The organism is Mycolicibacterium sphagni (genome assembly GCF_002250655.1).
Classification (GTDB): Bacteria; Actinomycetota; Actinomycetes; order Mycobacteriales; family Mycobacteriaceae; genus Mycobacterium; species Mycobacterium sphagni.
On the sequence record NZ_NOZR01000023.1, the window covers coordinates 58,087 to 83,038 of the forward strand.

Sequence of the window (24,952 nt, forward strand, 5' to 3'; positions counted from 1 at the left end):
TCCGATTAGATGCAGGAGGTCCAACCATGTCGGGGCAACACTCTGAGGACACGCCTACGCATAATCCGCGCCCCCGGGGCCGGCCCCGCACAGTGATCGACCTCGATGCGGTGGCCGACGCGGTCGCGGAACTGGTCATCGACGGGGGCGAGAACGCGATCTCGATTGTCGGCGCGGCGGAACGACTCGATATCTCGCGGGCCACCCTGTACCGTCTTGTGCCGACCAAAGAGGATCTGGTCGGAATCATGTTCGAACGGGCTACGCGGCAGCAGACCGAGGTCCTGTCTGAGGTCGTCGAATCCGGAATCCCCGTGCGGGACAGGCTGATCCGCCTCATTCGCATGCAGGTCGAGACCGCCATCAGGCTGCGCGGCTACATGCCCATCTTCTTCGGCAGCGACGGCCTGCCCGCGGACGTCTTCCAGCGCTGGCATGCGTGGAGCCGGGAATTCGAAGCGACGTGGCACGACTGCGTCGAAGACGCGATGGCCGAGGGAGTGCTCGAACAGGCGGACGTGGGGACAACCACCCGGCTGGTGCTCGGGATGTGTCTGTGGGTGTCGCGCTGGTACCGTGCCGAGGACGGCATCGGGACCGAACACATTGCGCGGGTTGCGTTATCGCTGATCCTGCCCGAGGGTTCCTGACGGAACGACCGGATTGACCGTTCTAACACCCATGATTCGTATTTGCGACCAATAAACCCAAAATAGTTTGGGGGTGCTAATGACTACCGATCTCGGTATTGAAGCGCTGTCGGATGGCGTCGGCCTGTTGGAGATCCGGCGGCCCGCCCAACAACTATTCCGACGCCGACCTCAGCGAGGCGATCGCAGATCTTCATCACCGCTGGTGACTTCGACTGCCCTGGCCGAGAATTCGCGAGCGCCTCGTCAAGGTCCTCTTCTTCGGCGAGGCCCACGGATCGATCTGCTCCTGGAATTCTTCGCAGCATTGGACCATGGCCATCTCTATCAACTGACCGCGGCTGGATACGGTGCAATACATACCTCGGGTCAATATAGCGACAGTATGCACTGACATCAATAACTAAACGAAAGCGTTGGTTGCGATACTCGCACTCTATTTCTCCTGTTCAAGCTCATAAAAGCTATATACGAGACGAATGAGCTGATAAATTGGGGCTGCGCTGCCGATCAGGAATGCCGGTGAGCGATGCCGTCGACGATCAGTCGCGCCATCTCGCGGACCATCCGGGTCCGCCCAGGAGTACGCCGGTTCGCCGGATATGCCCAGTCGCCCAAAAGCACTGAGCCGATGATCATGCTGGCGACCGCCCCGATGGTGGCTGGCGGGTCGACGTAGACCAGCTCCTTGGCCCGCGCGATGTCGACCCCGACGTCGAGCACGGCACAGAAACCCTCCCGGAACTGGGCGCTGATCGCGACCGCGGATTGGTGGAGTGTCGACTGCGGGTCGGAACGCGCGACCATCAGCTCGCGGAGGATCCTGCGGTCCTCCCACACCAGCGTGTACAGGCCGTCCACGAGGTTCTCGGCGAGTTCCTCGAGGGTGATCTCGGTAGGCATGTCGGCCCATGACCGCGTCCACTCGTCCACGACCTCGTTGAACGGCTCGAGGATGCTGGCTTCGAACAGCTCAACCTTGGAGCCGAAATGACGAAAGACCGTCGGCTCGGCGACGCGAGCCCGCGCACTGATCTCCCTCGTGGTGGTCGACTGGTAGCCCTGCTTGGTGAACAGGTCGTGCGCGGCCTTCAGCGTGCGGGCGCGAACGTTCCCGCCACTGTCGGAACGAGGGGCGACCACGGCTCACACACTACTGAATGACCTGCTAGATTCCGGCGTCGGCTGTTTCCAGTCGCTAAACGGCAAGATTATGGGCACCTCTTATCCCGCTACGGTCCCCGGTGGATATCCAGCAACGCCCGCGGGTGGCGGTTGGCGGGATGTCCCTCTCAGCTGGACGCTGGTTAAGGGCGCCCTTGCCATCGATCTCTGTCTGTTGTCCGTCACGGGCACGTTGTTGTGGGGTGCGCCGTTGGCCGCTGCGTTGCTGGGTCGCCGGCCCAACGATCGCGGCATTCCATGCTGGAATGGATCTGTTACAGCGTTATGGCCGTGTGCTATTCGATCGTCTGGATCGTGTTCTCCGCTGGCGGGTTCTTCATTCGTGGCCGTAGGTCGCGTCGCGTCGCGGCATGGGTATGGCGCTTCGCCGGGCATCGACGTTATCTTCGTTGCCCGGCGGCGGGGGTACCGTTCGCGTCTTGGACTCCTCCGCCAGGCCACTCAGGTTCTGGCGCAATGACATTCAGTATGCGCCAGCGTGGGTTCAGCTTGGTTGGCTGGCGTTCAATTTGGGTGACTGCCTGCCTGCGGCGACCGGCTGGCGGTTAGGCGCCAGCCACTCCAGACCGGACATCGCCATCCCCGTCAACAGGTTGTCGAGCGCGGACAACTTCAACGACTGCGTCGGCCAGAACGCGGTGGAGTCGATCAGACCGTGGGTCGCGTGCACGGCGCTGACCAGGAGATCGCGGGGGTTACCCGGGTAGCACGCGTCGAGGGTGTCGACCCAACGGTCGATATAGCGGTTGATGCGGTAGCGCAGCCGTGACCGGTACTTCTTGGGAATCGAATTGCGTTCCTTGGTCCAGACGCTCATCAATTCGCGCTCTTCTAATGCCCGTTGTACGTGCCCGCGGATGAGGTGTTCGAGTTCGTCGCGCGGATTGCCGAACTCGCCACCGGTCGACATCATTACCCGGTCGATGGCTTCATCGACCAAGGTGATCAGGATTTCGTCCTTGCCGCTGAAGTAACGGTAGATAGCAGGTCCCGACATTCCTGCCCGTTCTCCGATCAGATCGACGCCGACGCCATCGAAGCCGCGTTCGTAGAACAGGTGCATAGCTGCCCGAAGGATCCGCTCGGAACGTTCGTTTCGGGTGATAGCCACCCGGCAACGGTACCGCAGTCGGCAGGTCGGCAGCTGAGTCAGCACTACCGAAGCGCGCAGCGGCGCGCAATCGTCACGATAGCGATGGGTTAAGCCTCTCACCTGGGGATCACATTCACTTCACTCATCGTTGCGAGATGCCTTCGGGCCTGACCGACGGGGGTTAGTCGAGCTATCTGGGACTGATCAGTGATATGGGCTGCGTAGTCAGCGATACGACACGTCCGCGGTGACGGACTGGTGCGCGCCGGCAAGGTTATCGACATCGATCCGGACGGTCACTGCATCTATCGTTCACTTCGGTGCTGTCCAACGGTGCCTGCTGCGATCAGCGATCGATATCGCATCACCGATCTCGCACGCGACAGTTCACAATAATTGCGAGTGGTCGTTCACTGAGTGAGGCATCGCGGACCCGCTTAACGGGCTAGGCCCAGCTATATATGTCAATCTCGAATCCAATGGCGTCTGTGGACGGCGTGCCTCAGCGTTCAATATCGTTGGCGATCGTTTACATACTCTCCTTGCCCACTAGCATCGACGCCATCGGCGTTCCGTACGGGCTTCCCGAATCATTCGACGAACAGGACAGCGCCATGAGCTACGCGATTCGGGACTCGGTGACCACCAATGGGCCGTTCGCACCATTTCGGTCCTGGGCACGCCTGCTAGCCCATGTTAGCCCGCAGGCGGGGTCAGCATCGACTGCCAGGTCTGAGGCCGCGGCGCGTTCTGGCCGAGATTGATTTGGGTGTAGGGCTTTCCGTCTGGACCGATGTAGGTCCCGGTCGCGGGGTCATAGGGTGTCGCGGTGATCGACTGGGTTGCCGGTTGGGGTGGTGGCGCCGATTCCGGGGTGCTCCCGACGATCGGCTGGGGTATGGCCTGGCCCGACAGCGTTGCGTTCGGGTCGCCTTTCCAGTTCTCGCCGTCGTTGAGCGGAACGTATTGTTCGTCGCTTTCGCACATCTTGGCGGTCGGGGCCCGCTTTCCTGGCTTCGTCGGACACGGAGTGTTCTTCACTCCGCGGACGCCGAACCGTGCATCCTGCGGGGTGCGGCAGTACATATCGCCGGGCGGGCGCTCCGGGAAGTCGAGCTGGTCGGGCGTGCGCTGCTGCTGAACGGGCATATACCCCGTGGTGCATGGTGGCGGCATGTTGATGTTCAGGTTGAAACTGAGGTAGAGCCCGCGCAGCGGTTGTTTGGTGTTGGCGTTGGGTACCGCGAGCGCGGCTTCGATCGCGAGGCCCTGCGGGACGAGCACCAAAACCTGTTCCAGGCTTGCGTTGTAGGTCAGGGCAACATCGGCGATGCCCGAGAGGTTCGCGAGGATGGTCGGCAGCGTCGCGTCTAGGCGGTCGAACAGTTGTTGAGCCTGCGCGGCCGCGGGGCCGGCATTGTCGATGAGACCGGCGACCGCGTGGTCCTGAGTCTTGAGTTGGGTGGTGATGTCAGCGACCTGAGACGCCCATGCGGAGATTGGGCCGGAGGTGTCGGCCTGGGTATCCAGAAGCGGCTTTGCTCCGTCGATGAGAGTTGTCAGCGAATCGAGATTCGCCCTGGCATCAATGGCCAGTGCCGTCGATCCCTTAACGATGCGGGACAGCTCGGGACCCAAACCGCCGATGGCCGTGTAGCTTTCGTCCACAACTGTGCTCAGTGAATCGCCGGGTATCGCGTCAAGCCCGGTGTTAGCCGAGTCGAGCAGGCTGTTGATATCCGGCGGTACCGAGGTGTCCTCCACGGGTATCACGTCACCGTCTTTAAGTGGCGCTCCGTTCGCGCTGCGCGGTATGAGGGCGACGTACTGCTCGCCGACGGCCGAGACGCTGTGCACTTCGGCTTTGACATCGGACGGGATATCGATACCGGACTTAAGTGACAACGTTGCTGCAACGCCGTCGGGGGTGATCTTCACACTGTCGATGCGGCCGACTTCGACCCCGCGGTAGGTGACGTTTCCCGTGGCGTAAAGGCCGCCGGAGCGCGGCAGATCCACGGTGACGGTGTAGCGGCCGATGCCGAAAAGCAAGACCGGCAGCTTGATATAGACGAACACCATGATGAGCGCGGCGATCAGGCTCACGACGCTGAAGATGGCTAATTGGATCTTGATGCCTTTGGACAGGTGCATCTACGGTCCCTGGTCGAAGTGGTAGGGCGCGACCAGCGGGTTGCCGGCGGTGTACGGGCTTGGCATCTGTCCGATCGTGCGGCCCCATTGCATCTCGAGTTCGGTGAGGTTGCCCTCCCAGCGGGTGCCGGTGAAGACCGACGCATCGATCCGGCTCAGGGTCAAGTCGATGATGGCAGTGAGGTTGGCGTAGTCACCACGGAACCAGTTGAGTAGGGTCTCTTTCGGCCACGGGTAGGTCGCCAGCAGCCCGAGGGACTTGGTCATGTCGGGTCCGGCGTCGGCGAGTGACTTGAGGACCGGTGCGATATTGCGCAGGTTGGCAACCAGGCTGTCGCGGGTCTGGCGGGACACGTCAGCGGCCAGCGCGCTGAACTTGCCGAACTTGTCGATGGCCTCGACGAGGTTGTCGCGCTGCTTGCTGAGCTCGGCCAGCGCATCCGGAATGGCACTTAAGGCATTGTCCAGTACCGGCTTCTGTTCGGCGATCTGCCCGATCAGGCTGTTGAGACTGGTGTTTGCCTCGATGATGTCGGTGGTCTGCTCGCTGAGCTTGCCGATGAAAACGTCCAGTTGGGTGATAAAGCTTCGGAGGTCCTGTTCACGACCCTTGAACGCCGTTGCGAAAGCTTTTGTGATGTCCTGCAGTTGGCCTATCCCGCCGCCGTTCAAAAACAGCGACAGCGATCCGAGAGTCTGTTCGGTGGTGGGATAGGAGCCCGAAGAGGCGAGGGGAATCAACGACCCCTGGTGCAGGTGCCCGCGCGGTGGTTGGGTTGTCGGCGCGGCCAGCTCGACATGCAGGGTGCCCAGCAGGCTCGTCATGCCCACTTTGGCGGTGGCGTTCTCCGGCAGGTCGACGTTGCCTGCGAGGCGCATCGTCACCACGGCGTGCCATCCCTGGCGTTCAATATCGGTGATATGCCCGACGGTGACATCGCCGACCCGAACACGCTGGTTCCGTTGGATATTCGTGACATCCGGCATCTCGGCGCGGACTTCGAAGGACCCGGGGCCGTTGCCCTCCGTGCCCGGCAGGGGCAGGGAATTGGCCCCCTCCCACTTCGAGCATCCGGAGACGGTGCAGGCGGCTGCGGAGATCAGGACGGCGGCGACGACCGTCGCGACGCGGGGCCTCACGAGCCACCTGCCGACGGGGTCATCATGCCGCTCAGACCGGCGCCCGGATTGGTTGCAACCGCCTCGGCCGGTAACGCAGCTGGGTTGTTCGCAGGGGGTCCCGGTCCGTCGGTGGGCGGCGGTGCTGAGTTGTCCGGTGCTGGTGTCGGCCGATAGTCGGGGCGTAGCCAATCTTCGCTGTAGGTCAGCTCATTGGGACGTGCGGACGCACCGACGAAGGGGTTAATACCGAACGGCAGGAAGTTGAACTGCCGGTTCTTGATGATCGGGGCAAGGTACTGAACGCACAGCTTCGCCGACTGTTCGGCGCCCAGCCGGGACGCGGCCTGTATGGCTCCGCACAGGAACGAGACGGGGTTGGCGAAGTTGTTCAGGCCGAGCACACCGGTCAGCGCATCCTGCGCCGGCTGATAGATATTGATGAAGTTCTGCACCGTGGTCGGTGCCACGTGCAGGAACTGCTCGATGTCGTCGTGGCTTTCGCCTAGTGCCTTGGCCACTCCCGCGAGCTGATCTGAGGTTGTCCCGATCGCGTCGGTGTTTTCGGTGAGAAATCCGCGGACGTCGGTGACGGCGGTGTTGAGATCGCCCATCGCTTGGCCGATTTCGTTGGGTGCGTTCACGAACAGCCCGCTCACTGCGTCCAAGTTCCTGTTGAGTAAGCGCATCACGTCGGTGCTGGCTTGCAGCGCGGTCACCAGGGTTGCCAGGTTTTTGACGGTTCCGAAGATGTCCTTGCTGTGGTCGCCTAGGGCCGAGAACGCTTGCGCCATCGTGATGATGGCCTGGCGGATGTCGGCGCCCCGGCCGCGCAGGTTGTCGGCGGTGGTGTTGATGAACGCGCCCAGTGGGCTCACGCCGCCCGGTGTGCTGGGTTGCAATGTCTGCGTGAGCTTCTCGAGTTGCTCGCGCAGGTCGTCCCATTCGACCGGCACGATGGTGCGGTTCAGCGGGATCACCGCGCCGGTCTTGATGACCGGGCCCCCGGTGTAGGCGGGCGTGAGCTGGATAGCGCGGGCGGTGACTAGGGATGGCGACAGGATCGCGGCTTGGACATCGGCGGGGATCTTGTATTTCTTGTCCACCCAGAACGCCACCTTGACCCCTTGCGGCTGGGGTTGGATGGTGTCGATCTGGCCTACCGGAACGCCGAGGATCCTGATCTCGTCACCGGGGAAGATGCCGTTGCTGTTGTCGAAATACGCGGTCAGGTGCAGGCGGTTCGCGGTGAGAACGGATCGCAGGACCAGTCCACTGCCTGCGACCAGCGTCAGCACCAGTGTGATGGCTACGGCCAGTGTGAGGGTGCGTCTGTTCATGGTTGGCCTGGTTCGACGACGAATGGTTGCGGTGTCGGCGTAGGTGACAAGACGGCCGGCGGGCCCGGTGGCGGCCCACCGGGCGGGGGAGCGGGCAGCGGCGGCCGGTACGGGTAGCGGGGGTCACCGGGATTGCCGGTGATGGCGGCAGGGAGCGACGTGTTCGGATCGCCACCCTGACCGGTTCGGGGGAATGGCGATGGCAAGGGCGGCGTAGCCGGCTGGCCGACCTGGGGGTCGGCCAGCTGTGATGGCAGCAGCACGTTTGGATCGAGACCCAGATCGGAGAATGCAGCGTCGATGAACGGCTGAACGAATTGTCCGGGAAGCAGATTGGCGAGGTAGGCCTTGAAGAACGGGCCCGACGACAACGTCTCCCCAAATGACATCAGGTAGGAGTTCAGCAACTTGATCGATTTCTGCGCGTTGTCCTTGTACTTGTTGACCAACGCCAGCACGCCGTTGAGTTTGTCGAGGGCGGGTTTTAGCTTGCCGCGGTTGTCGGCGACGAAACCCGACAACTGCCTGGAGACCGCCGACAGATGGCCCGAGATGGCCTCGAGTGAGCCGCTTTGGCTCCGCAGGCTGGCCAGCAATGCGTTGGTCTCGTTGATCAGGCTCGACACGTCGGAACTGCGTTGCGCAAGAACGGTGGTCGCCTTCTCGGCGTTGGCGAGCAGGCTGCGTAGTTCCTCGTCGCGCTTACCCAACGTGTCGGAGAACTTCGTCACACCGGCCACGGCGACCTGCAGATCCGGCGGGGTGTCTTTGAAGGTTTCGGCCAGCGTCGACAACGAATCGGACAGTTGGTTGGTGTTCAGTCCACTGATCGCGGTGGCGACATCGCCGAGGGCATCGGGAAGCTGGTAGGGCGCGGTGGTGCGGTCCACCGGGATGGGCCCGTCGAGCCTGCCCTGGCCGCGGGGGCTGACCTCGAGGATCTTGGAACCCAGCAAGGTCCGGGTCTTGATCGCGGCCTCGGTGCGATCCCCCAGCGGCATATCCTTGTCGACCTCGAATGTGACGAGTACGCGATTGCCGTCCAGTTCAAGGTCGGTCACCTGGCCGACCTTGAATCCCGAGATCTGCACCGGGGAATCGACTGCCAGGCCACCGGTTTCACTGAAGTACGCGGAGTAGGACTTGCCGCTGTCGAAGAACGGCAGGCTCTTATACTGCAGGGCTGCCACCATCAGGACTGCGAGCACGGCGATGCCGATGGCGCCGACGATCAGCGGATTGCGCTCGGAGAACATTTTCACTTGGGCGTGCACCTCCCAGTGTCCTGGCCGGCGAGCTTGACGTAAACCGGTTGTCCGCCTTTGCCATTCAGCTTGAGGAACAGATCGCACAGGTAGAAGCTGAAGAAGTCGCCATAGACGCCTTGCCTGGCCAGCGCGTGGTAGGCGTCGGGCAGGGTGGCCAGCAGATTGTCGAGGTAGTCGTGGTCGGCCATGGCCAACCCCGACACCCGGTCCGTCTGTTCGATGGTGTTCTGCAGCGGGGGACGGGCCGCGGCCATTAAGTCGGCGATCGACCCCGCTGCGGCATCGGTATAGGCCAGCCCTTTGGCGATGTCGTCGCGCCGAGCCGACAGTCCCTTCACCAGTTCGGTCACCGACGACACCGCCTTGTCGAATTGCTTGTTCTGGTCGGCGAGTGACCCGAGGACGACATTCAGATTGTGGATGACCTGCCCGATGAGGTCGTCGCGGTCGGCCAGCGTGCTGGTGAACTGTGCAGTTTCGTTCAGGAACGAATTGATGGTGCCCCCTTGTCCCTGAAACGCCTGGATCAGTTGTCCGGTGAGGGCATTGACCTGATCGGGGTCCAGTGCCCGGAACAATGGACGGAACCCGCCGATGAGTGCGTCTAGGTCGACTGAGGGCTCGGTTTGGGCGACCGGAATGGTCTGCCCCGGCATCAGCCGTTTGGCGTCACCAGCGCCTTCCTGGAGTTCGAGATAGCGATCACCGAGGGGATTGTCCCATCGGATTACCGCTCGCGAACCGTGTGTCAAGACAACCGACTGGTCGGTGGTGAAAGCGACCGTGACGATGGTGTCCGGGCGGATCGAAATGTCGCTCACCTTACCCACTTCCACGCCGGCGATCCGGACGAAGTCGCCTGACTTCAACCCAGTGATATCGGTGAATTCAGCCCGGTAGGTGTCCTCGTCCTGGAATCGCAGCTGCGCGAAGATTGCGAAGATCGCGAAGATCCCCACCACGCAGACCACCACGAAGACGGCGAGCCGCCACACGGCGCCTGCCAGGTTATCTCGCACCGAAATTCTCCTTGGTATGAGCTTCGTGACTGGTTGGTTCAGGATCCTGGGGGAGGGGGATAGAGCGGTGTGCCGTCGGGCCCGTAGAGGGGAGCACCGTACGGCGGCGCACCCAGATACGGCACCGGGCCGATCGCCGGCGGGCCGTCATGGTGGTCCACGGGAGGCTGCGGCATGCCCTTGGTGACGGTGAACCAGTTGTACAACCAGGGATGGCCGATACCCGGGTTCGGGCGCCAGTCCAGCCCAGTGCCCCACCCGGTGTTCGTGACCAGCTGGCGCACGGGGAAGTTCTTGCTCGGGTCGGGCAGCGATCCGCACGAGGGTTTCCCGCCGGGGCCGCCTTTCGCCGCGACGATCGGCAGGTTTTCCGGATACTGGTACGGATCATCCCCTGCCAGCAGCGCGGCGTCGAGGATCACTGACTTCCCGTTGCCGCCCATCGCGTCCAAACCGCCATTCTTGAGGAACCACACGGCACCCTGCAGCGTGCAGGTGTACGTCGGGTCGTACTTGTGCAGCAGATCCGTCGTGGGCACCAGCGTGTCCATGAGGTGCACCAGATCGTCGGCATTGCGACCAAGGACGTTAGTGCCGCTCTGCGCGAAACCGATGCTGTTGAGCAGGGCGCTATTCAGTTGCGCGGCATGGTCGGTGATCGTCGTGCTGGTGACCGTGGCTGAATCCAGGATCTTCATGATGTCGGGTGCGGCCGCACTGTACGCGTCGGAGAAGCCTTTGAGCGCCCGCCAGTCCGCGGCGACAGTGTCCATCCGCGGATTGATCGCGAGCAGAACCTCGTTGGCGTCGACCGTGGCCTGGCCGATCCGCTCACCCTGCCCGCGCACCCCGTCGGCGAGTGCGGTCAGCGTCGCGTTGAGTTTCATCGGGTCGAGCTTGGCGATGAACTTGCTCAGGTTATCGAAGACCGTGTTGACCTCGGTACTGACATTGCGCGACTTCAATACCGTCCCGGCCGAAAGCCGTTGAGGGCTGGGATTGTCTGGGTAGATCAAGTCAACGTACTTGGCGCCGAATACGGTGGTGGCCTTGATCTGCGCACCGACGTTCTCCGGGATCTCGACGGCTGCGTCGGGATAGATGTTCAATCGCACGGTGACATTTCGGCCCGTTCCCGTCACCGAGTCGATACGGCCGACCTGGACGCCACGCATCTTGACTTTGCCGCCGGACTCCAGGATCAGACCCGAGCGGTCCGAGGTCAGCGTGACCGGGACGAATGTACGGAAAGCGCCGGTGAACAACGCCATCGTCATCAGAATCATGCCCACGATGAGTGCCAGCAGAATGGCCGTCCACCAGGCTGGCTTGATACGCATGTCCTTACCGTCGTCGAACATCACTTACCCAGAAAGGTCGAAGTTGCCGGACTGCCCGTACACCGACAGCGTGATGATGACCGAGACGAATGCGGCCGCGATGAGGGAGGTGCGCACCGCGCGGCCAACCGCCTCGCCCACTCCGGCCGGGCCGCCGGTGGCCGTGTACCCGTAGTAGGTATGCACGAGCATGACGACGATGCCGATCATCACGGCCTGGAAGAACGACCAGATTAGATCGGTCGAGTGCAAGAAGGTATTGAAGTAGTGGTCGTAGACGCCGGTGGACTGTCCGTAGCCGAAGGTGGTCCCCATTCGCGCGGCGAAAAATGAAGCGAGTACCGCGATGCAGTACAACGGCATGACAACGATGATTCCGGCCACCACCCGGGTGGAGGCCAGGTAGGCGATCGAGCGAATGCCCATTACTTCGAGAGCGTCGATCTCCTCGCTGATCCGCATCGCGCCGAGCTGGGCGGTGGCGCCGGCTCCAATCGTCGCGGCCAGGCCGATCCCGGCGACTACGGGGGCGATGATCCGGACGTTGACGTAGGCCGAGATGAAGCCGGTGAGTGCCTCCACGCCGATGCCGGCCAGTGAATTGTAGCCCTGGACGGCTATGATCGCTCCCGCCGATAACGTGAGAAATCCGATGATCACCACGGTTCCGCCGATGACGGCCAGCGCGCCGGTTCCGAGACTCATCTGTGCGATGAGTCGGATGATCTCAATTTTGTAGTGCACGAACGCGTTTCGGATCTCGGCCATCGTTCTGGTGTAGAAGGCCATCTGGAGCCCGACGGACTCCCAGCCCTTCCCCAACTCTTTAGCGGTGCCGCTCAGCCGGCCCAGTCGCTTACTTGGTCGAGCCGTTGTCATTTGGCTGCCTCTACGCCGATGGCTGTCGCGATGACGTTGATGAAGAACAGCGCCATGAAGGAGAGCACCACCGTCTCGTTGACCGCGTTGCCGACACCTGCGGGGCCGCCGTCGACCGAGATGCCCTTGTAGCAGGCGATGAGACTGGCGGCCAGGCCGAAGATCGCGGCCTTGCACAGGGCAACGATTACCTCGACGGGTCCGGTCAGGATCGTCATCCCGGCGGCGAACGCGCCCGGCGTCACGTGTTGTACGAAGACCGAGAACAGGAAGCCGCCGCCCAGGCCGATCACCGACACGATCGAATTCAGCAGTAGGGCGACGAGAGTCGCGGCGAGCACCCGGGGTACGACGAGCGATTGGATGGGGTTGATACCGAGCACTCGCAGTGCGTCGAGCTCCTCGCGAATGGTTCGTGCCCCGAGATCCGCGCACATGGCGGTGGCGCCGGCGCCGGCCACTACGAGCACCGTGACCACTGGGCCGATCTGGGTGATGGCGCCCAGTGCGGTGCCGGTGCCCGAGTAGTCGGCGGCGCCGAACTCGATCAGCAGAACATTCAGGACGAAAACCGTCAGCACGGTGAACGGAATCGACAGCATGATGGTCGGCACGAGGGACACGCGTGCGACGAACCAGCTCTGCAACAGAAACTCACGCCAGGCGAACGGCGGCTTGAACATCAAGACGAATGTGTCGAGGGACATTGCGAAAAATCCGCCCACCGCCGCGGCTGGCTTCAACGCCGTCAACACCGCGCCGCGGGTCAGGCTCCGCTGAGGCGTTGCCGGAGCAACTTGCCCCATCTTGACCTCCGATCGTGGATTGATCTGCGGGCTTCGGACAGTGTGACGCAGGTCTCTATTACAGAGTACGAAGAACGTACATCATATTTTGTCCATAATGCAATGCTCAAAGATACGCTGACCACTCCGCGCCTGACGCGGCGCCCAGCAACGAACCACTATTTAGAGTTAAATCGTCTCATAAACATACCCAGTCGGCCCGATCAGTGACGCTCGCGAAGGGTTCCCACGTGCTCGAAGTGCACGGTCTTAGCGGTTCATAAATCTATTGGTGCATCTCGTGGCTCGTCACGCCAACGGGCTGTGTCGGATCGCTGTTCGGATCCGACTTCGACGGGGTCGGGAAACCACCACAGCATTGGCGATGCGCAAGCTGGTCGACTACCCGCTCGCCCGGGTCCTACTCGATCTGCGAGACTGATCGTCGCCGCGTGGTCAGGCCGGTTGGCCGTAGACCGCCACCAGGACCGAGCGGTCCAGGCTGTTCACTGACCAGACTCCGATCGCGGTGTTGGCGCAGTCCGACATGATCGCGAAATCAGCGGGGTCGTAATACCACTGGTTGATGACGTCAAGGTTGTTGATGGCCAGGGCGGGGTTGATGGCCACCGTCTGGGCGACCTTACCTGTGAAACCAGCTGCGGCAGCGCGGCTCTGCGGCGTGGAGCCGTCCGATCCGAGATCACCGTCCAGGGCCCGATTGTTGAGGACGTCGTTGGCGTGCCATTCGGCCGCTTGGGTGAGGGCGGGGTCCTTCTTGATGTTCGTCGAGCACCCCGCCTGATGCTGGACGGTATAGACGTTGGCGACCACGCCATTGTTGAGGCGAGTGTTGTCGGCATGCGCGGCGGGCGCACCGGCGACGGCAAGCAGAGTCGCCGCGCCGGCCGCGGTAGCTGCGTGAATAGCTTTGTTTCCCAACGTCTTTCCTTACTACACGGATGGGACGTAGCCAGCCGCGGACCGGCGCAGTTGCCAGATCGCGGCGGGGCACAGCTCCTGAGCGGACTGGCTGATCAGGTACGATGCCTGGAACTCGTCGGTGGTGGCGAAGGCGGACTTGATGGTGTTGACTAGCTGGCCGTAACTCACCCCGGAATTGATCTGATCGCAGATGCCGTGGCCGTAGGCCAGCGCGGCGTCGGCATTGGGGAAGTTGTATCCCGGCCGGACCGTGACGTTGACGAGGTAGCCGATGTTGTCGGCGTGTGCGGGCTGCGCCGTGGTCAGGACACCGACGGTGCCTAGTGCGGCGACGGTGCCGGCGATCAGCAGGCGGGTTGCGGGGGTGCGCATGTCGCTATTGTGCTCCATAAGTGATCGGTGCGGGTCGGGGAGCGCTGGGCATCGGCTGCAATAGACGTCGACGCATTCCGTGGTGATCTACTGTCCGCTGTGATCCACCATCCCTTGGGCCATAATCTCTCAGTGGACTCATCCCCTGGTGTGGAGGCCATCGCGGCGTGGCTCGAGCAGTCTGCCCTACTCAACATTCGCCAACTCGCGGACCGCAGTGAATTCAATGTCACGGCATTGGATGTCCTGCACAGGTTGGATACCGCGGGTCCTGTCCGCCTGACTGCGCTGGCCGCCGCTGCTGGCGTCAGTCAACCATCGATGTCCCAGCTGATTCGGCGGCTCGAGTGTCGTGGGATGACCCAACGCACGACTGACACCAGTGATGGACGGGCAACCTTGGTGACAATTACCGACGTTGGCCGCGACATGGTCCGGCAGCGTCGGCGAGACCTCGCAGAGCGATTGGCTGCCCTCCTTGCGACGCTCCCCATCAATGATCGAGCCGGACTTGAATTAGCGGCCCGGGTCGCGCTGCCGCTTATCACCCGATTGACCGCCGTTGAAGCGTCGAATGCCGCTCAGCGGGTTCCCCGTTGAGGGAGTGCTGAGCAGCGGATCCTGCCCGACCAGGGCTTGTCGCCGGACCGTGACGCTGAGTTCCCGCCGCGATCCGCCCGATGACGTCTTTTCCGTGTTGGGCTCACATGAGCACGGCATGGAGTCCTGATTTACGGCGTCAAGGCTGCGCAATCTCACGTCACAACAGCGGCCCTAGACTAAGCGGCGTTGTCGCACTTGCAACGAGCCCAAGAAGGTTGAGTCCACCGTGTTACGCCGGTGCGCGCGATACACGCCAGGTGAGCAATCTGATGGTTTCGGTAATTTCCTGTTTTGGCGGGCAGCAGCGCACGGCCCTGACTCAATACGGAGGCGAAATACGTTGCCAACGTTTATATTAGGCGTCCTTGTCGGCACTCTTCTGCGTCGGACCTCCGTCGGGCGGGGAAGTCACAATTGTCAGCCTGCGGGTTGACCGTGAAGCTTTCGGCTCGACCTAGAGCCAGGCGCACGATTGCTGCGCTTGAGGACAGCTCGCAGCAGCACGCGCACCGCCATTCTCAGCGGATAGCACAGGAGATCTCGGTGCCGTTTTTGCCTGGCGCAACAGATAGCTTGCCGAACGGCAACCCTGACTAAGCCCGCGGGGTACAGCGCGGTGAGTGAGGCGACGCGGCTCGATCCGGCCGGGCTTGATGACAGCGGATGTACGGGTGCTCCGGTCAGGGTGATAGCGGCTCCCCGAGAGCCCATGGTGTCGTGCACGATCAGCGTGTCCACCGTGGTTTCGACGGGCAACTCGAAGTTGACGGTGGTGTCGAGCGTCTCGCCTTTGGCGATGTCTTGTGTGGGGTGTTCGTTCGGTAGCGCGACTGCGGCGAGCCCGTGTGACCATGGTGGTCGCGACGCCCCAGCGCCACCTTTAGCGCGGTGGTGACCATGGCAGTGTCCTTGGTCTTGGCGACCTGCCAGCCCATGATGGCCCGCGAGAAACAATCGATGACCAGTGCGACGTAGACGAAGCCCGACCAGGTCGGCACGTAGGTGAAGTTGGTGACCCAGTTGCGGTAGGTCCGTGGGTCGACCTGCACACCGTTCTCGGTGAGAAAGCGGCAGATCGACTCGACCCGGTATCCGGCCACCCGCGTGTGGTCGTTGAATCCGCAGATCAGCGATGGAGCGGGTCGAGCTCCCGCGCGAAGAAAATCGAGGCCGCCTTCAGAATCTCGTTGGCCTCCTTGAGATCCCGGTTCTCCCACTCAAGCTCGCGGATGCGCTGCGCCTCGGCAGTCGTGACACCCGGACGTTGGCTGGCACGTTGGCCTGCAACACCCACCGGCGCAGCGACTCCGCACCAACACCGACCGATACTCACCGAGATGATCGAGCACCATCCCCACTGCAGGCTCACGCTGCTCGACCGGGTAATGCTTAGCCATACTCACCATCCTTCACACAGAAGGAAGCGGCATCAAACCCGGAACGGTTCAGGCCGTCCGCGGACAGGTGCGCAGAGTACCCCGGCGCATGTTCGTGGCTAATGATGATTATCATCAAAATGAGGTCGAATAGTCGAAGAGCAACCACGAGTCCGCCAAACGTTCTGTCACGGTGACGATTTGACCGGGCCCAAGAAATAGTCTTCGTCTGCTGTACCGCATTGCCTCAATGGCTTGGCCCTCGACGGGCCGAGTTCATCGCGTCGATGTAGTCGATTGCACATTCGGATGAGATAACACCGTCATGAGGTCGTCGCACAATGTCTCGCACAGTTCGCGCTGATAGCCCGGTAGGTTGGGCGCTTGACACATTAATTGATCATATAATCTCTGTTGGAAGAGCGTAAATATCGTTGTGACACAGCACATCTCGAACCTACTCGTAACCTGCGTATTTGCCGCGTTCGATCTGAACTGATTCTCGGGTAGCAGATTTCCTCGAGCATCTACAACACTCGGTACCCATGACGTCATCTGGGTTTCCCGCCCGGTAGTCTGAGGTGGCGTCAGCCAACCAGCGCGCTGTGCGGAGAGAACATCGGAACTCAGCTCTCGGCACCCTGGCTGTGCTTCCGCCCAGTCAACGGGCTTTGAGACCGAGACGGCGTCGCCAGTCGTGCATCTCCACCAACCGGAGCACCGTGGCGGTCACCTTCGCCTTGCGCGGAGAGTACGGGTACCAATGCGTCTCGTTATCGAGGTGGACCCGCTCGCTCACGAACGCCTGCTGGCGGCAGTACTTACGGATACTGTTCGGACCGCCGAAACGGTGTCCCAGACCCGATTGCTTCCAGCCGCCCATCGGCAGCGGGAACTGAAACACGTTCGTCATAGCGTTGTTGATGTTCACTCCACCGGCCTCGAGCTGGGCACCCACCCTCTCGGCACGTTCCTCGGACGCTGTCCACACACTGCTGCCCAGACCGTAGATGCTGTCGTTGGCCAGCGCGACGGCGGCGTCCTCGTCGGGCACCTTCATGATGGGCAGCAGGGGGCCGAAGGTTTCATCACGCATACAGCTCATCGTGTGGTCCACGTCGACCAAAATCGTCGCCGGGAAGAACAGCCCGGTCGCTGCACGCGTCCCGCCGGTCAGCACGCGTGCGCCTTTGGCGACGGCGTCGGCGACCTGACGCTCGACGAGCTCCAACTGGGTCTCGGTTGCCATCGCCCCGAATTCGGCGGTGAAGCTGCCTTGCGCATCGTGGCCCTGACGCATCGTGGCGACCTCGTCGACGAGACGGCTGACGAACTCGTCGTACACCGGTGCTTCGACGTAGATGCGTTCGACGGCGATGCAGGACTGGCCGGCGTTGAATAACCCGCCCCAGATGGCGCCGCGGATGGCGCGTTTCATAGGGGCGTCGGACAACACGATCATGGCGTCCTTGCCGCCGAGTTCCAGGCTTGACGGGATCAGTCGTTCGGCGCAGCGCATGCCGATTCGCCGACCCGTGGCGGTCGATCCAGTGAACTGCACCATGTCCACGGTATCGACGACGGCCTGGCCGGTGGGGCCCCGGCCGGTCGCACAACCCAGTATCGGGGGCGCGCCGATCTCCTCATTCCATGCGCGTACACATTCAGCCCAGGCCAGCGGCGTTTCCTCAGATGGCTTGGACAGGACGGCTGCACCCGCCATCAACGCCCCGGGGACGTCCATGAACGGCATGCCCAGTGGGTAATTCCACGGCGTGATGACTCCGACGAGTTGGTAGGGCCGGTGCCTGATCCGGAGATCTTTCGTGAGTGACGCCGGACCATGTGGCCGACGCGTCTCATCGGCGAGGAAGGCGGCGCCATGTTTGGTGACGTAATTGATGACCTCCATAGCCACCATCAACTCGAGCTGCGAATCGCCCCAGGACTTGCCGGCTTCCCGATGCACCAGCCCGAGGACGTGATCCTGGTTGTCGACGATCCAGTCGAGCCAGTTACGCAGGAGACGTGCTCTTGCCTTGGGACTCAGCGCCTCCCAGTCCGGCTGCGCGGATCGCAACGCGTCCGCCAGCGCGCTAACGTCGGCGGCGGACATATCCGGAGTGGTTCCCACCAAGGAACCGTCGGCCGGGTTTCGCACCTCGACGTGTGGGTCGGTCCGGTTCCCATCAGTCGCGCCCGTCGTTGTGCCTTCGGTCGTTTGCATAAGCGAGGTCCTCGCCTTCGTTGTCGGTCGGTCTGCCGTGGCTCCGGCGCCGAATGCGCGTCAGTGCCGCCGATGGTTGTAGTGAATCGCTGAAGACGGCAGCACCTCGTGTCGGCCCCGGGCACGGTCAGCCGGCGACAGTGGGTAACAATCCCAGTTCGCCGGCGGCGTTTCGCGGCACGGTGTAGCCGTCCTCGGCGAGGATGCGTGCTTCGTTGTCGCGAATTGCCTCGATGGTGGGCTCGTCGAGGAACACTCCTGGCCCTATCGCGGTGAAGGCGCGTGCGACCCGGCCGCCGAACGCGCTGAGGATCTCACCGTTGAGGGCACAGTCCTCGTGGACAAGCCACGCAGCCACCGGCGCGACCAGCGCGGGGTCGAGGCGCTGGGCAAGGGGCCCAAGGATGTCCTCGGTCATCGCGGTGCAGGCGACCGGTGCCAGGATGTTAGCGGTAACTCCCTTTTTGCGGCCTTCCTGGGCAAGCGCTCGCGCGAACCCGACGAGGCCTGCCTTGGCCGCGCAATAGTTGGCCTGACCGAAGTTGCCGAACAGTCCCGCGGCCGACGTCGTGACCAGGATTCGGCCGTACCCCTGCTCGCGCATGTGCGCAAAAGCCGGCCGGCTAATCCACATCGCGCCGCGCAGGTGCACGTCCAGGACGGCGTCGATCTGCTCGTCGGACATCTTGTGAAACGTTGAGTCGCGGAGGATCCCGGCGTTGTTGATTAGGATGTCGAGCCGACCGAACTCGGAGATGGTGTTGCTTACCAGGTTCGCGGCGCCGGCCCGGTCGGCGACCGAGTCCAGGTTCGCCACGGCTGACCCGCCGGCGTCGACGATCTCGGCCACCACCGAGTTGGCAGGTCTGCGGTCAACGCCGGCACGGACCGGCGCCGGGTCGTTGACGACGACAGTGGCGCCCCGGGCGGCCAGCAGCAGGGCGTGCTCGCGGCCAAGGCCGCCTCCAGCGCCGGTGACGATGGCGATGCGCCCGTCGAAGCGCAGCTCCGGTGGATCGGTCACGATTTCTCCTTGGTCGCTCAGTGGTCGTGGATGATCACGCCGCGGATGTTCTTGCCGTCCGCGAGATCTTGGTAGCCCTGATTGACGTCGTCGAGCTTGTAGACGGTGGTGACGAGCTCGTCGAGCAGGAGGTGACCAGTCTGATACAGGCTGATGAGATGGGGGATGTCGGCAAAGGGGTTGCCGCCCCCGAACACGTTGCCGAGCAACTGTTTCTGGTAAAGCGTGAATTCCTGCAAGGGCAGCTCCACCTCGGCGACGTCCCATGGCGACACCGAGGTGATCACTGCGCGGCCGGCCTTGGACAGCAGTGCCGTCAGCTCGCCGATCAGCTGGCCCGAGGCGACGCCCACCGTGAGGATGGCGACGTCGGCCATCCGGCCCGCGGTGAGTTCGGTGAGCATCGCCTGCGCGCGGCCGGTGGTGGGCGCGGTGTGGGTGGCGCCGAACGTGCGGGCCTGGTCGCGTTTGAACTCGACCGGATCGACAGCGATGATGCGTTGCGCGCCGGCAAGTCGGGCACCCTGGATGGCGTTCACCCCGATTCCGCCCGCGCCGACGACGACGACGGTCTCGCCCGCGCGGACCTGGCCGATGTGCACCGCCGAGCCCCAGCCGGTCGTGACTCCACAGCCCACCAGGCAGGCTTTGTCCAGTGGCACGTCGTCGGGAATCTTGACCACCGAACTCTCGTGCACCACGGCATGTCCGGCGAAGGTCCCGAGCAGCGACATTGCCCCGAGGTCCTGGCCGTTGGCGTGGGCCCGGTAGCCGCCGTCCTCGATCATCGTTCCCTGCATCAGGAACTGGCCCAGGTCACATAGGTTCTGCCGGCCGGTGGAACACCATTCGCAGCGCCCGCAGGCGGGCATGAACGACAGCACTACGTGATCGCCCACGGCCAGTCCGGTCACCGCCGAGCCGACCTCCTCGATGATTCCCGCGCCCTCATGCCCGCCGATCACCGGTGTCTGAATCTGGAGATCGCCGGTGCGGATGTGATCGTCGGAATGGCACAACCCACTGGCGACGATGCGGATCAGGACCTCGTGCGGCAGCGGCGGGTCGAGTTCGATCTCCTCGATGCTCCAGGGTTCGCCCTGCTCCCACATGACCGCGGCCTTGGTTTTCATCATCGCCTCCGTGACTGGCACCGCCGAGAAATAAACGCCCATTTCGGCCTTGCGGGAAAGCCGATCCAGCCGTAAAGTAATCGCTTACTGCTCATATTGTCAAGCTCATGGGCTAGTGCGGATCGGCCCGCCAGTAATAGGGATTCGGCCGTCCAGTCCACCTCGACGGCGAGGAGGCCAGCCTCCTGCCGCCCCGCGCGAAAGGGATCTGCGCCATGCCAGTATTCAGCTCGACCGACGAAGCCGAGGACGTCTTCGCGAAATTCATGGAGAAGGTGAGCTCCAGCGACGACCTCCGCCCGAAGTTCGTCAAGGCCAACACCTCGTTCCGGGTGAGCTACGTCGAACCCGATTGCGTGATCAGCCTCGACGCCACCCAGGATCCACCGGTGGTGAAGAGCGGCGACGCCGCGCGCGCGGCGGACGTGCAGGTGGAGATGTCGATGTCCTCCGACGACGGCCACAAGTTCTGGCTCGGCGAGCTCAACGTCCCGATGGCGATGGCCAAGAAGAAGATCACCGTTCAAGGACCGATCGGGAAGTTGCTCAAGATGCTGCCGGCCCTGCAGCCGGCGTTCTCCCGGTACCGGGACTACCTGGAAGAGCGTGGCCTGCAGGACAAGCTGTCCTGAATCCCGATGGAGCTGTCGATTCTCAAGCGCGAGTGTTGCGGCCACGGCCGTTGTTTCACCTATTTCCCCCAGCTCTTCGAGCCCGACGAGGAGGGTCTCGGTCGGCCGCGCTTCGAGACCGTCCCCGCCGGGCAGGCACAGCTGGCCCGCCTTGCCGTCACGGAATGCCCGGAGCGGGCGATCGTCCTAACCACCACCCAACCCGACCGCAGCGTGTCTGGAGAGGACCAGCGATGACCACGAGCGAGAACACCCGGACCTGTCCCGTCTCACCCGAGGTCGCACAGGCCGCTGCGGCGTTCCACCTCTTCGACCCGGAGATGGATCCCCACGCCCTGCTGGGCACCTTCCGCGAGCAATGCCCGGTGGCGCGCAGTGAACAGCTCGACGGCTTCTGGGTGGTGACTCGGCACGCCGACATTCAGCACGTCCTGAAGAACCCCGAGACCTTCTCCAGCGGTCACGGCAACAGCATTCCCCCCGTGTTCGATCCCATCGGTACCTGGATTCCGTTGCACTTCGATCCGCCGGAGCACGGCAAGTTCCGCCGCGACCTGAACGCGAACTTCCTGCCCCAGAAGGTCGCCTCCATGGAGGACGACATTCGCGCCCAGGCCCGCAAATACCTGAACGCCATCGTCGAGCGCGGCCACGGCGAGCTGGTGTGGGAGGTCTGCGTTCCCTACCCGAGCATGACGTTCCTGGTGATGCTGGGCGCGCCCGTCGAGGACGTCGAGACGCTCTTGAACTGGAAGAACATGAACATGATCGGGATGTCGGGCGACCCAGATGCCGAGGAGTACGTCGACGAGTTCATCCGCCCCGAGTACATGGCGTACTTCAACGCACTGCTCGATGAGCGCGTCAACAGCGACAATCCACCCGACGACATCCTGACTGCCCTGACCCGAGCAAACTACGGTGACCGTCCGTTTACTCGCGACGAGATGCTCCGCGTGTGCACCACCTTGATGATCGCCGGCCTCGACACGGTGACCGCCGCGCTGACGTGGACGTTCCACTTCCTGGCCACCAACCCGGGCCACCGCCAGCAGCTCATCGACGATCGGTCGCTGATCCCGAGCGCGGTCGAGGAACTCAACCGCTACTTCGGCATCGTCTCGGTGGCCCGCCGGGCCACCCAGGACGCTGTGGTGGGTGAGCAGGCGATCAAGCAGGGCGACTGGGTGTTGTGCACCCTGCCGTCCGCCGGACGCGACGCGGCGGAGTTCCCCGACGCGGAGACGGTCGACTTTCACCGCTCGCCGAACCGGCACATCGGATTTGGCACCGGCCCGCACCGCTGCCTAGGGATCCACCTGGCACGGCTGGAGATGCGGGTTCTGCTCGAGGAGATGGTCAAGATCATGCCGCACTTCGAGCTGGCGCCCGGATGCAAGCCGGGATTCCAGAACGGCATCGTGATCAGCATCGACGACCTCGAAATCGTCGTCACGGACGGCAGCTAGATGGTCGACGCGGCGCTGCCCGGCACGGAGCAGGAGCTCGTCGACGCCGCCGTCGACGAGCTCCTGACAGGCATCGATCCGAGGTCGGCCGATCCGAAGGACTTCTTCGGCGCGCAGTTCGACGCGGGACTGGCCAACGTGTCCTTCCCGGTCGGTCGCGGCGGCCTCGGTCTGCCCGCCCCGCTGCAGCGGCGGGTGGACGAGCAGTTGCGGGCCGCCGGCGCCAAGAGCCCGGTGATGCGCAACCCGCTGGGGGTGGGCATGGGCCTGCCGCTGCTGATCACCCACGGCACGGCTGAGCAGCAGGACCGATTCCTGCGGCGGTGCTTCACCGGCGCCGAGATCTGGTGCCAGCTGTTCAGCGAGCCGGGGGCCGGCAGCGACGTCGCCAGCCTGTCCACCCGTGCCGTTCGCCAACCCGACGGCGGATGGCGCGTCGACGGGCAGAAGGTGTGGTCGAGCCTCGCGCACAAGGCGTCCGTCGGCATGCTGCTGGCCCGTTGCGACCCGAACAGCCCCAAGCACGAGGGGTTGTTAGTGCTCCTGGTCGACATGACGGCCCCGGGCGTCACGGTGCGCCCCCTGCGCGAGATCACCGGCGAGGCCGTATTCAACGAGGTGTTCTTCTCCAGCGTCGACGTCCCCGACGACAGGCGCATCGGCGCACCGGGGGAGGGCTGGCAGGTAGCGCGGACGATTCTGACCAACGAGCGCGTCATGCTGTCCGGCGCCGGTGCCGGCACCGGTCCCGACGTCGTCGGCGGCTCACGGATCGAAAAGCTGATCGATCGTGCCCACGCCAACGGCAGCTGGAAGGATCCCCTGGTCCGCGACGAGCTGGTGCGCCGCTTCGTCGAGGGCCAGCTCATCCGTCAGACCAACATCCGGTCCCGGCAGCGCGGCACGCGCGGTCTGCCGCCGCTGCACGGCGCCGTCACAAAACTCAGCCAGGGCCTGTACAACCGGCGGTTGCAGGCCACCGCATTGCGGGTCGAGGGCCCGGCCGCGACCGCGTGGAAATCCGCTGACGGCGCAGGCACGGCGTCGGGATACCTGCGCGCTCAGGCGAACACGATCGAGGGCGGAACGCCGGAGATGCTGCGCAACACCATCGGCGAGCGACTGCTGGGGCTACCGCGGGACGAAGGGCCCGCGCGGAACACCCCATGGTCCCAATTGCGCAAGAACTAGCCGAGCAGAGGATGGAACACGTCAACGATGGATGAGCGCGACCGCCGGCCCGCCGCGCACACCTTGCGGGTCGCAGAGGTGGTGGACGAGACCGAGGACACGCGCTCCATCGTCTTCGACGTAGACGCCGAACTTCGTGACCGGTTCTCCTACCGGCCCGGGCAGTTCCTGACCCTGCGCATCCCGAGCGAGCGCACCGGATCGGTGGCGCGGTGCTATTCGCTGGCCAGCTCGCCGCACTGCGACGACGCTCTCAAGGTCACGGTCAAACGCACCCGGGGCGGTTTTGGTTCGAACTGGCTCTGCGACAACGTCACCGCCGGGGCGTCGATCGACGTCCTGCCACCCAGCGGGCAATTCACCCCGGCGGACCTGAACCGTGATTTCCTGCTGTTTGCCGGCGGAAGCGGAATCACGCCGGTGTTCTCGATCCTGCGGTCCATGCTCGCCTGCGGCGCAGGCGCCGTCACGTTGTTCTACGCGAACCGCAACGAGACCTCGGTGATCTTCTCCGACGAGCTGCGCGCCCTGTCCGCGCAGCATCCGGAACGGTTGTCGGTGGTGCACTGGCTCGAGTCAGTGCAGGGCATCCCCACCCGCGAGCAGCTGCGAGCGTTCGCCGAACCGTTCACCGACCGGGACTGCTTCACCTGCGGGCCGGGTCCGTTCATGGCCGCCGTGGCCGCCGCGCTCACCGACGCAGGTGTGCCCAGAGCCCGCATCCATCTGGAGGCGTTCACCTCCCTCACAGGCGACCCGTTCGCCGAGCCGACCCCCCCGCCGGCAATGGACGCCGGCACCGAGACCGTCACGGTAGAGGTGGAGCTGGCCGGTCAGAGTCATCAACTGGACTGGCCCGTCACTGTGCCACTGCTGGATCTGCTGATCGAGAAGGGACTCGACGTCCCCTACCTATGCCGCACGGGTGACTGCGGCACCTGTCAGGCGGTCGTGGAGCAGGGCAAGGTCCGGATGATCCGCAATGAGGTCATGGACCCCGATGACGTGGCAGACGGATACGTCCTGGGCTGCCAGACACTGCCCGACGGCGAGCCCGGCGATCGGTACCGCATCTCCTTCTAATCGGCGCGTCAGCGGGCCGTGGGCGCTGGTTGAGGCCCTTGGCACCGGCCCGACAGTGCACTATA

At 63.6% G+C, this 24,952-nt stretch carries 24 protein-coding genes; 7 read left to right on the forward strand and 17 right to left on the reverse strand.

Annotated elements, in window-relative coordinates; translation table 11 throughout:
- Positions 1-26: 26 nt before the first annotated feature.
- Complete coding sequence (locus tag CG716_RS22895; protein ID WP_094483414.1) at positions 27-650, forward strand: TetR-type transcription factor C-terminal domain-containing protein; 624 nt, start codon at positions 27-29, stop codon at positions 648-650.
- 510 nt (positions 651-1,160) lie between these two features.
- Here the strand turns inward: CG716_RS22895 and CG716_RS22900 are convergent.
- The 12 genes from CG716_RS22900 to CG716_RS22955 form a co-directional block, all read right to left on the reverse strand.
- Positions 1,161-1,793, reverse strand: coding sequence for a TetR/AcrR family transcriptional regulator (locus CG716_RS22900; RefSeq protein WP_094483415.1), 633 nt, complete (start codon positions 1,791-1,793; stop codon positions 1,161-1,163).
- 526 nt (positions 1,794-2,319) lie between these two features.
- Positions 2,320-2,946: a TetR/AcrR family transcriptional regulator gene (locus CG716_RS22905; RefSeq protein ID WP_133067005.1), complete on the reverse strand. Its 627-nt coding sequence runs from the start codon at positions 2,944-2,946 to the stop codon at positions 2,320-2,322.
- A gap of 678 nt (positions 2,947-3,624) precedes the next feature.
- Positions 3,625-5,082 carry an MCE family protein gene (locus CG716_RS22910; RefSeq protein ID WP_094483417.1) on the reverse strand — a complete coding sequence of 486 codons (1,458 nt, stop codon included), beginning with the start codon at positions 5,080-5,082 and terminating at the stop codon, positions 3,625-3,627.
- On the reverse strand, positions 5,083-6,222 hold the full coding sequence (locus tag CG716_RS22915) for an MCE family protein (protein WP_094483418.1): 1,140 nt from the start codon (positions 6,220-6,222) through the stop codon (positions 5,083-5,085). It abuts the gene before it with no gap.
- Complete coding sequence (locus CG716_RS22920) at positions 6,219-7,541, reverse strand: MCE family protein (protein ID WP_094483419.1); 1,323 nt, start codon at positions 7,539-7,541, stop codon at positions 6,219-6,221. The genes CG716_RS22915 and CG716_RS22920 overlap by 4 nt, the downstream gene beginning before the upstream one ends.
- A complete protein-coding gene (locus tag CG716_RS22925) occupies positions 7,538-8,803 on the reverse strand; it encodes an MCE family protein (RefSeq protein ID WP_094483457.1) in 1,266 nt (421 codons plus the stop codon). The genes CG716_RS22920 and CG716_RS22925 overlap by 4 nt, the downstream gene beginning before the upstream one ends.
- Positions 8,800-9,828, reverse strand: coding sequence for an MCE family protein (locus CG716_RS22930; protein ID WP_094483420.1), 1,029 nt, complete (start codon positions 9,826-9,828; stop codon positions 8,800-8,802). Before CG716_RS22930 ends, CG716_RS22925 begins: the two co-directional genes overlap by 4 nt.
- 38 nt (positions 9,829-9,866) lie before the next feature.
- Entirely contained in the window at positions 9,867-11,168 is a 1,302-nt protein-coding gene (locus tag CG716_RS22935) for an MCE family protein (RefSeq protein WP_234817979.1), read from the reverse strand.
- Positions 11,169-11,192: 24 nt separating this feature from the next.
- Positions 11,193-12,047 (reverse strand): ABC transporter permease, encoded by an 855-nt coding sequence (locus tag CG716_RS22940; protein ID WP_094483421.1) that lies wholly within the window; start codon positions 12,045-12,047, stop codon positions 11,193-11,195.
- Positions 12,044-12,853 (reverse strand): MlaE family ABC transporter permease, encoded by an 810-nt coding sequence (locus CG716_RS22945; protein WP_094483422.1) that lies wholly within the window; start codon positions 12,851-12,853, stop codon positions 12,044-12,046. Before CG716_RS22945 ends, CG716_RS22940 begins: the two co-directional genes overlap by 4 nt.
- Positions 12,854-13,288: 435 nt before the next feature.
- Positions 13,289-13,774: a CAP domain-containing protein gene (locus CG716_RS22950; protein ID WP_094483423.1), complete on the reverse strand. Its 486-nt coding sequence runs from the start codon at positions 13,772-13,774 to the stop codon at positions 13,289-13,291.
- Between the two features lie 12 nt (positions 13,775-13,786).
- Positions 13,787-14,149 (reverse strand): DUF732 domain-containing protein, encoded by a 363-nt coding sequence (locus CG716_RS22955; protein ID WP_094483459.1) that lies wholly within the window; start codon positions 14,147-14,149, stop codon positions 13,787-13,789.
- Between the two features lie 150 nt (positions 14,150-14,299).
- Between CG716_RS22955 and CG716_RS22960 the strand changes: the two genes are divergently transcribed.
- A complete protein-coding gene (locus CG716_RS22960; protein WP_234817981.1) occupies positions 14,300-14,749 on the forward strand; it encodes a MarR family winged helix-turn-helix transcriptional regulator in 450 nt (149 codons plus the stop codon).
- A gap of 728 nt (positions 14,750-15,477) precedes the next feature.
- On the opposite strand, the gene CG716_RS22965 is transcribed toward CG716_RS22960, so the two are convergent.
- From CG716_RS22965 to CG716_RS22980, 5 genes are all read right to left on the reverse strand, one after another.
- Complete coding sequence (locus CG716_RS22965; protein WP_165774263.1) at positions 15,478-15,852, reverse strand: DDE-type integrase/transposase/recombinase; 375 nt, start codon at positions 15,850-15,852, stop codon at positions 15,478-15,480.
- Positions 15,853-15,878: 26 nt separating this feature from the next.
- Positions 15,879-16,046: a hypothetical protein gene (locus CG716_RS30325; RefSeq protein WP_165774264.1), complete on the reverse strand. Its 168-nt coding sequence runs from the start codon at positions 16,044-16,046 to the stop codon at positions 15,879-15,881.
- Positions 16,047-16,789: 743 nt separating this feature from the next.
- Entirely contained in the window at positions 16,790-18,355 is a 1,566-nt protein-coding gene (locus CG716_RS22970; RefSeq protein WP_094483425.1) for an aldehyde dehydrogenase family protein, read from the reverse strand.
- A 127-nt stretch (positions 18,356-18,482) separates the two neighbouring features.
- Positions 18,483-19,379, reverse strand: a complete 897-nt coding sequence (locus tag CG716_RS22975; protein WP_094483426.1) for an SDR family NAD(P)-dependent oxidoreductase — start codon at positions 19,377-19,379, stop codon at positions 18,483-18,485.
- A 17-nt stretch (positions 19,380-19,396) separates the two neighbouring features.
- The gene (locus CG716_RS22980; protein ID WP_094483461.1) at positions 19,397-20,512 is read right to left on the reverse strand and encodes an NDMA-dependent alcohol dehydrogenase; all 1,116 of its coding nucleotides are present in this window, start codon (positions 20,510-20,512) and stop codon (positions 19,397-19,399) included.
- Positions 20,513-20,727: 215 nt separating this feature from the next.
- On the opposite strand from CG716_RS22980, the gene CG716_RS22985 reads away from it, so the two are divergent.
- Genes CG716_RS22985 through CG716_RS23005 form a run of 5 tightly spaced genes read left to right on the forward strand, consistent with a single transcriptional unit; the run spans position 20,728 to position 24,887 of the window.
- Positions 20,728-21,144 carry an SCP2 sterol-binding domain-containing protein gene (locus CG716_RS22985; protein ID WP_094483427.1) on the forward strand — a complete coding sequence of 139 codons (417 nt, stop codon included), beginning with the start codon at positions 20,728-20,730 and terminating at the stop codon, positions 21,142-21,144.
- 6 nt (positions 21,145-21,150) lie between these two features.
- Entirely contained in the window at positions 21,151-21,381 is a 231-nt protein-coding gene (locus CG716_RS22990) for a ferredoxin (RefSeq protein ID WP_094483462.1), read from the forward strand.
- Complete coding sequence (locus CG716_RS22995; protein WP_165774265.1) at positions 21,378-22,613, forward strand: cytochrome P450; 1,236 nt, start codon at positions 21,378-21,380, stop codon at positions 22,611-22,613. The genes CG716_RS22990 and CG716_RS22995 overlap by 4 nt, the downstream gene beginning before the upstream one ends.
- Positions 22,614-23,804, forward strand: coding sequence for an acyl-CoA dehydrogenase family protein (locus CG716_RS23000; RefSeq protein WP_094483429.1), 1,191 nt, complete (start codon positions 22,614-22,616; stop codon positions 23,802-23,804).
- Positions 23,805-23,831: 27 nt separating this feature from the next.
- Positions 23,832-24,887 carry a ferredoxin--NADP reductase gene (locus CG716_RS23005; RefSeq protein ID WP_094483430.1) on the forward strand — a complete coding sequence of 352 codons (1,056 nt, stop codon included), beginning with the start codon at positions 23,832-23,834 and terminating at the stop codon, positions 24,885-24,887.
- Positions 24,888-24,952 lie beyond the last annotated feature (65 nt).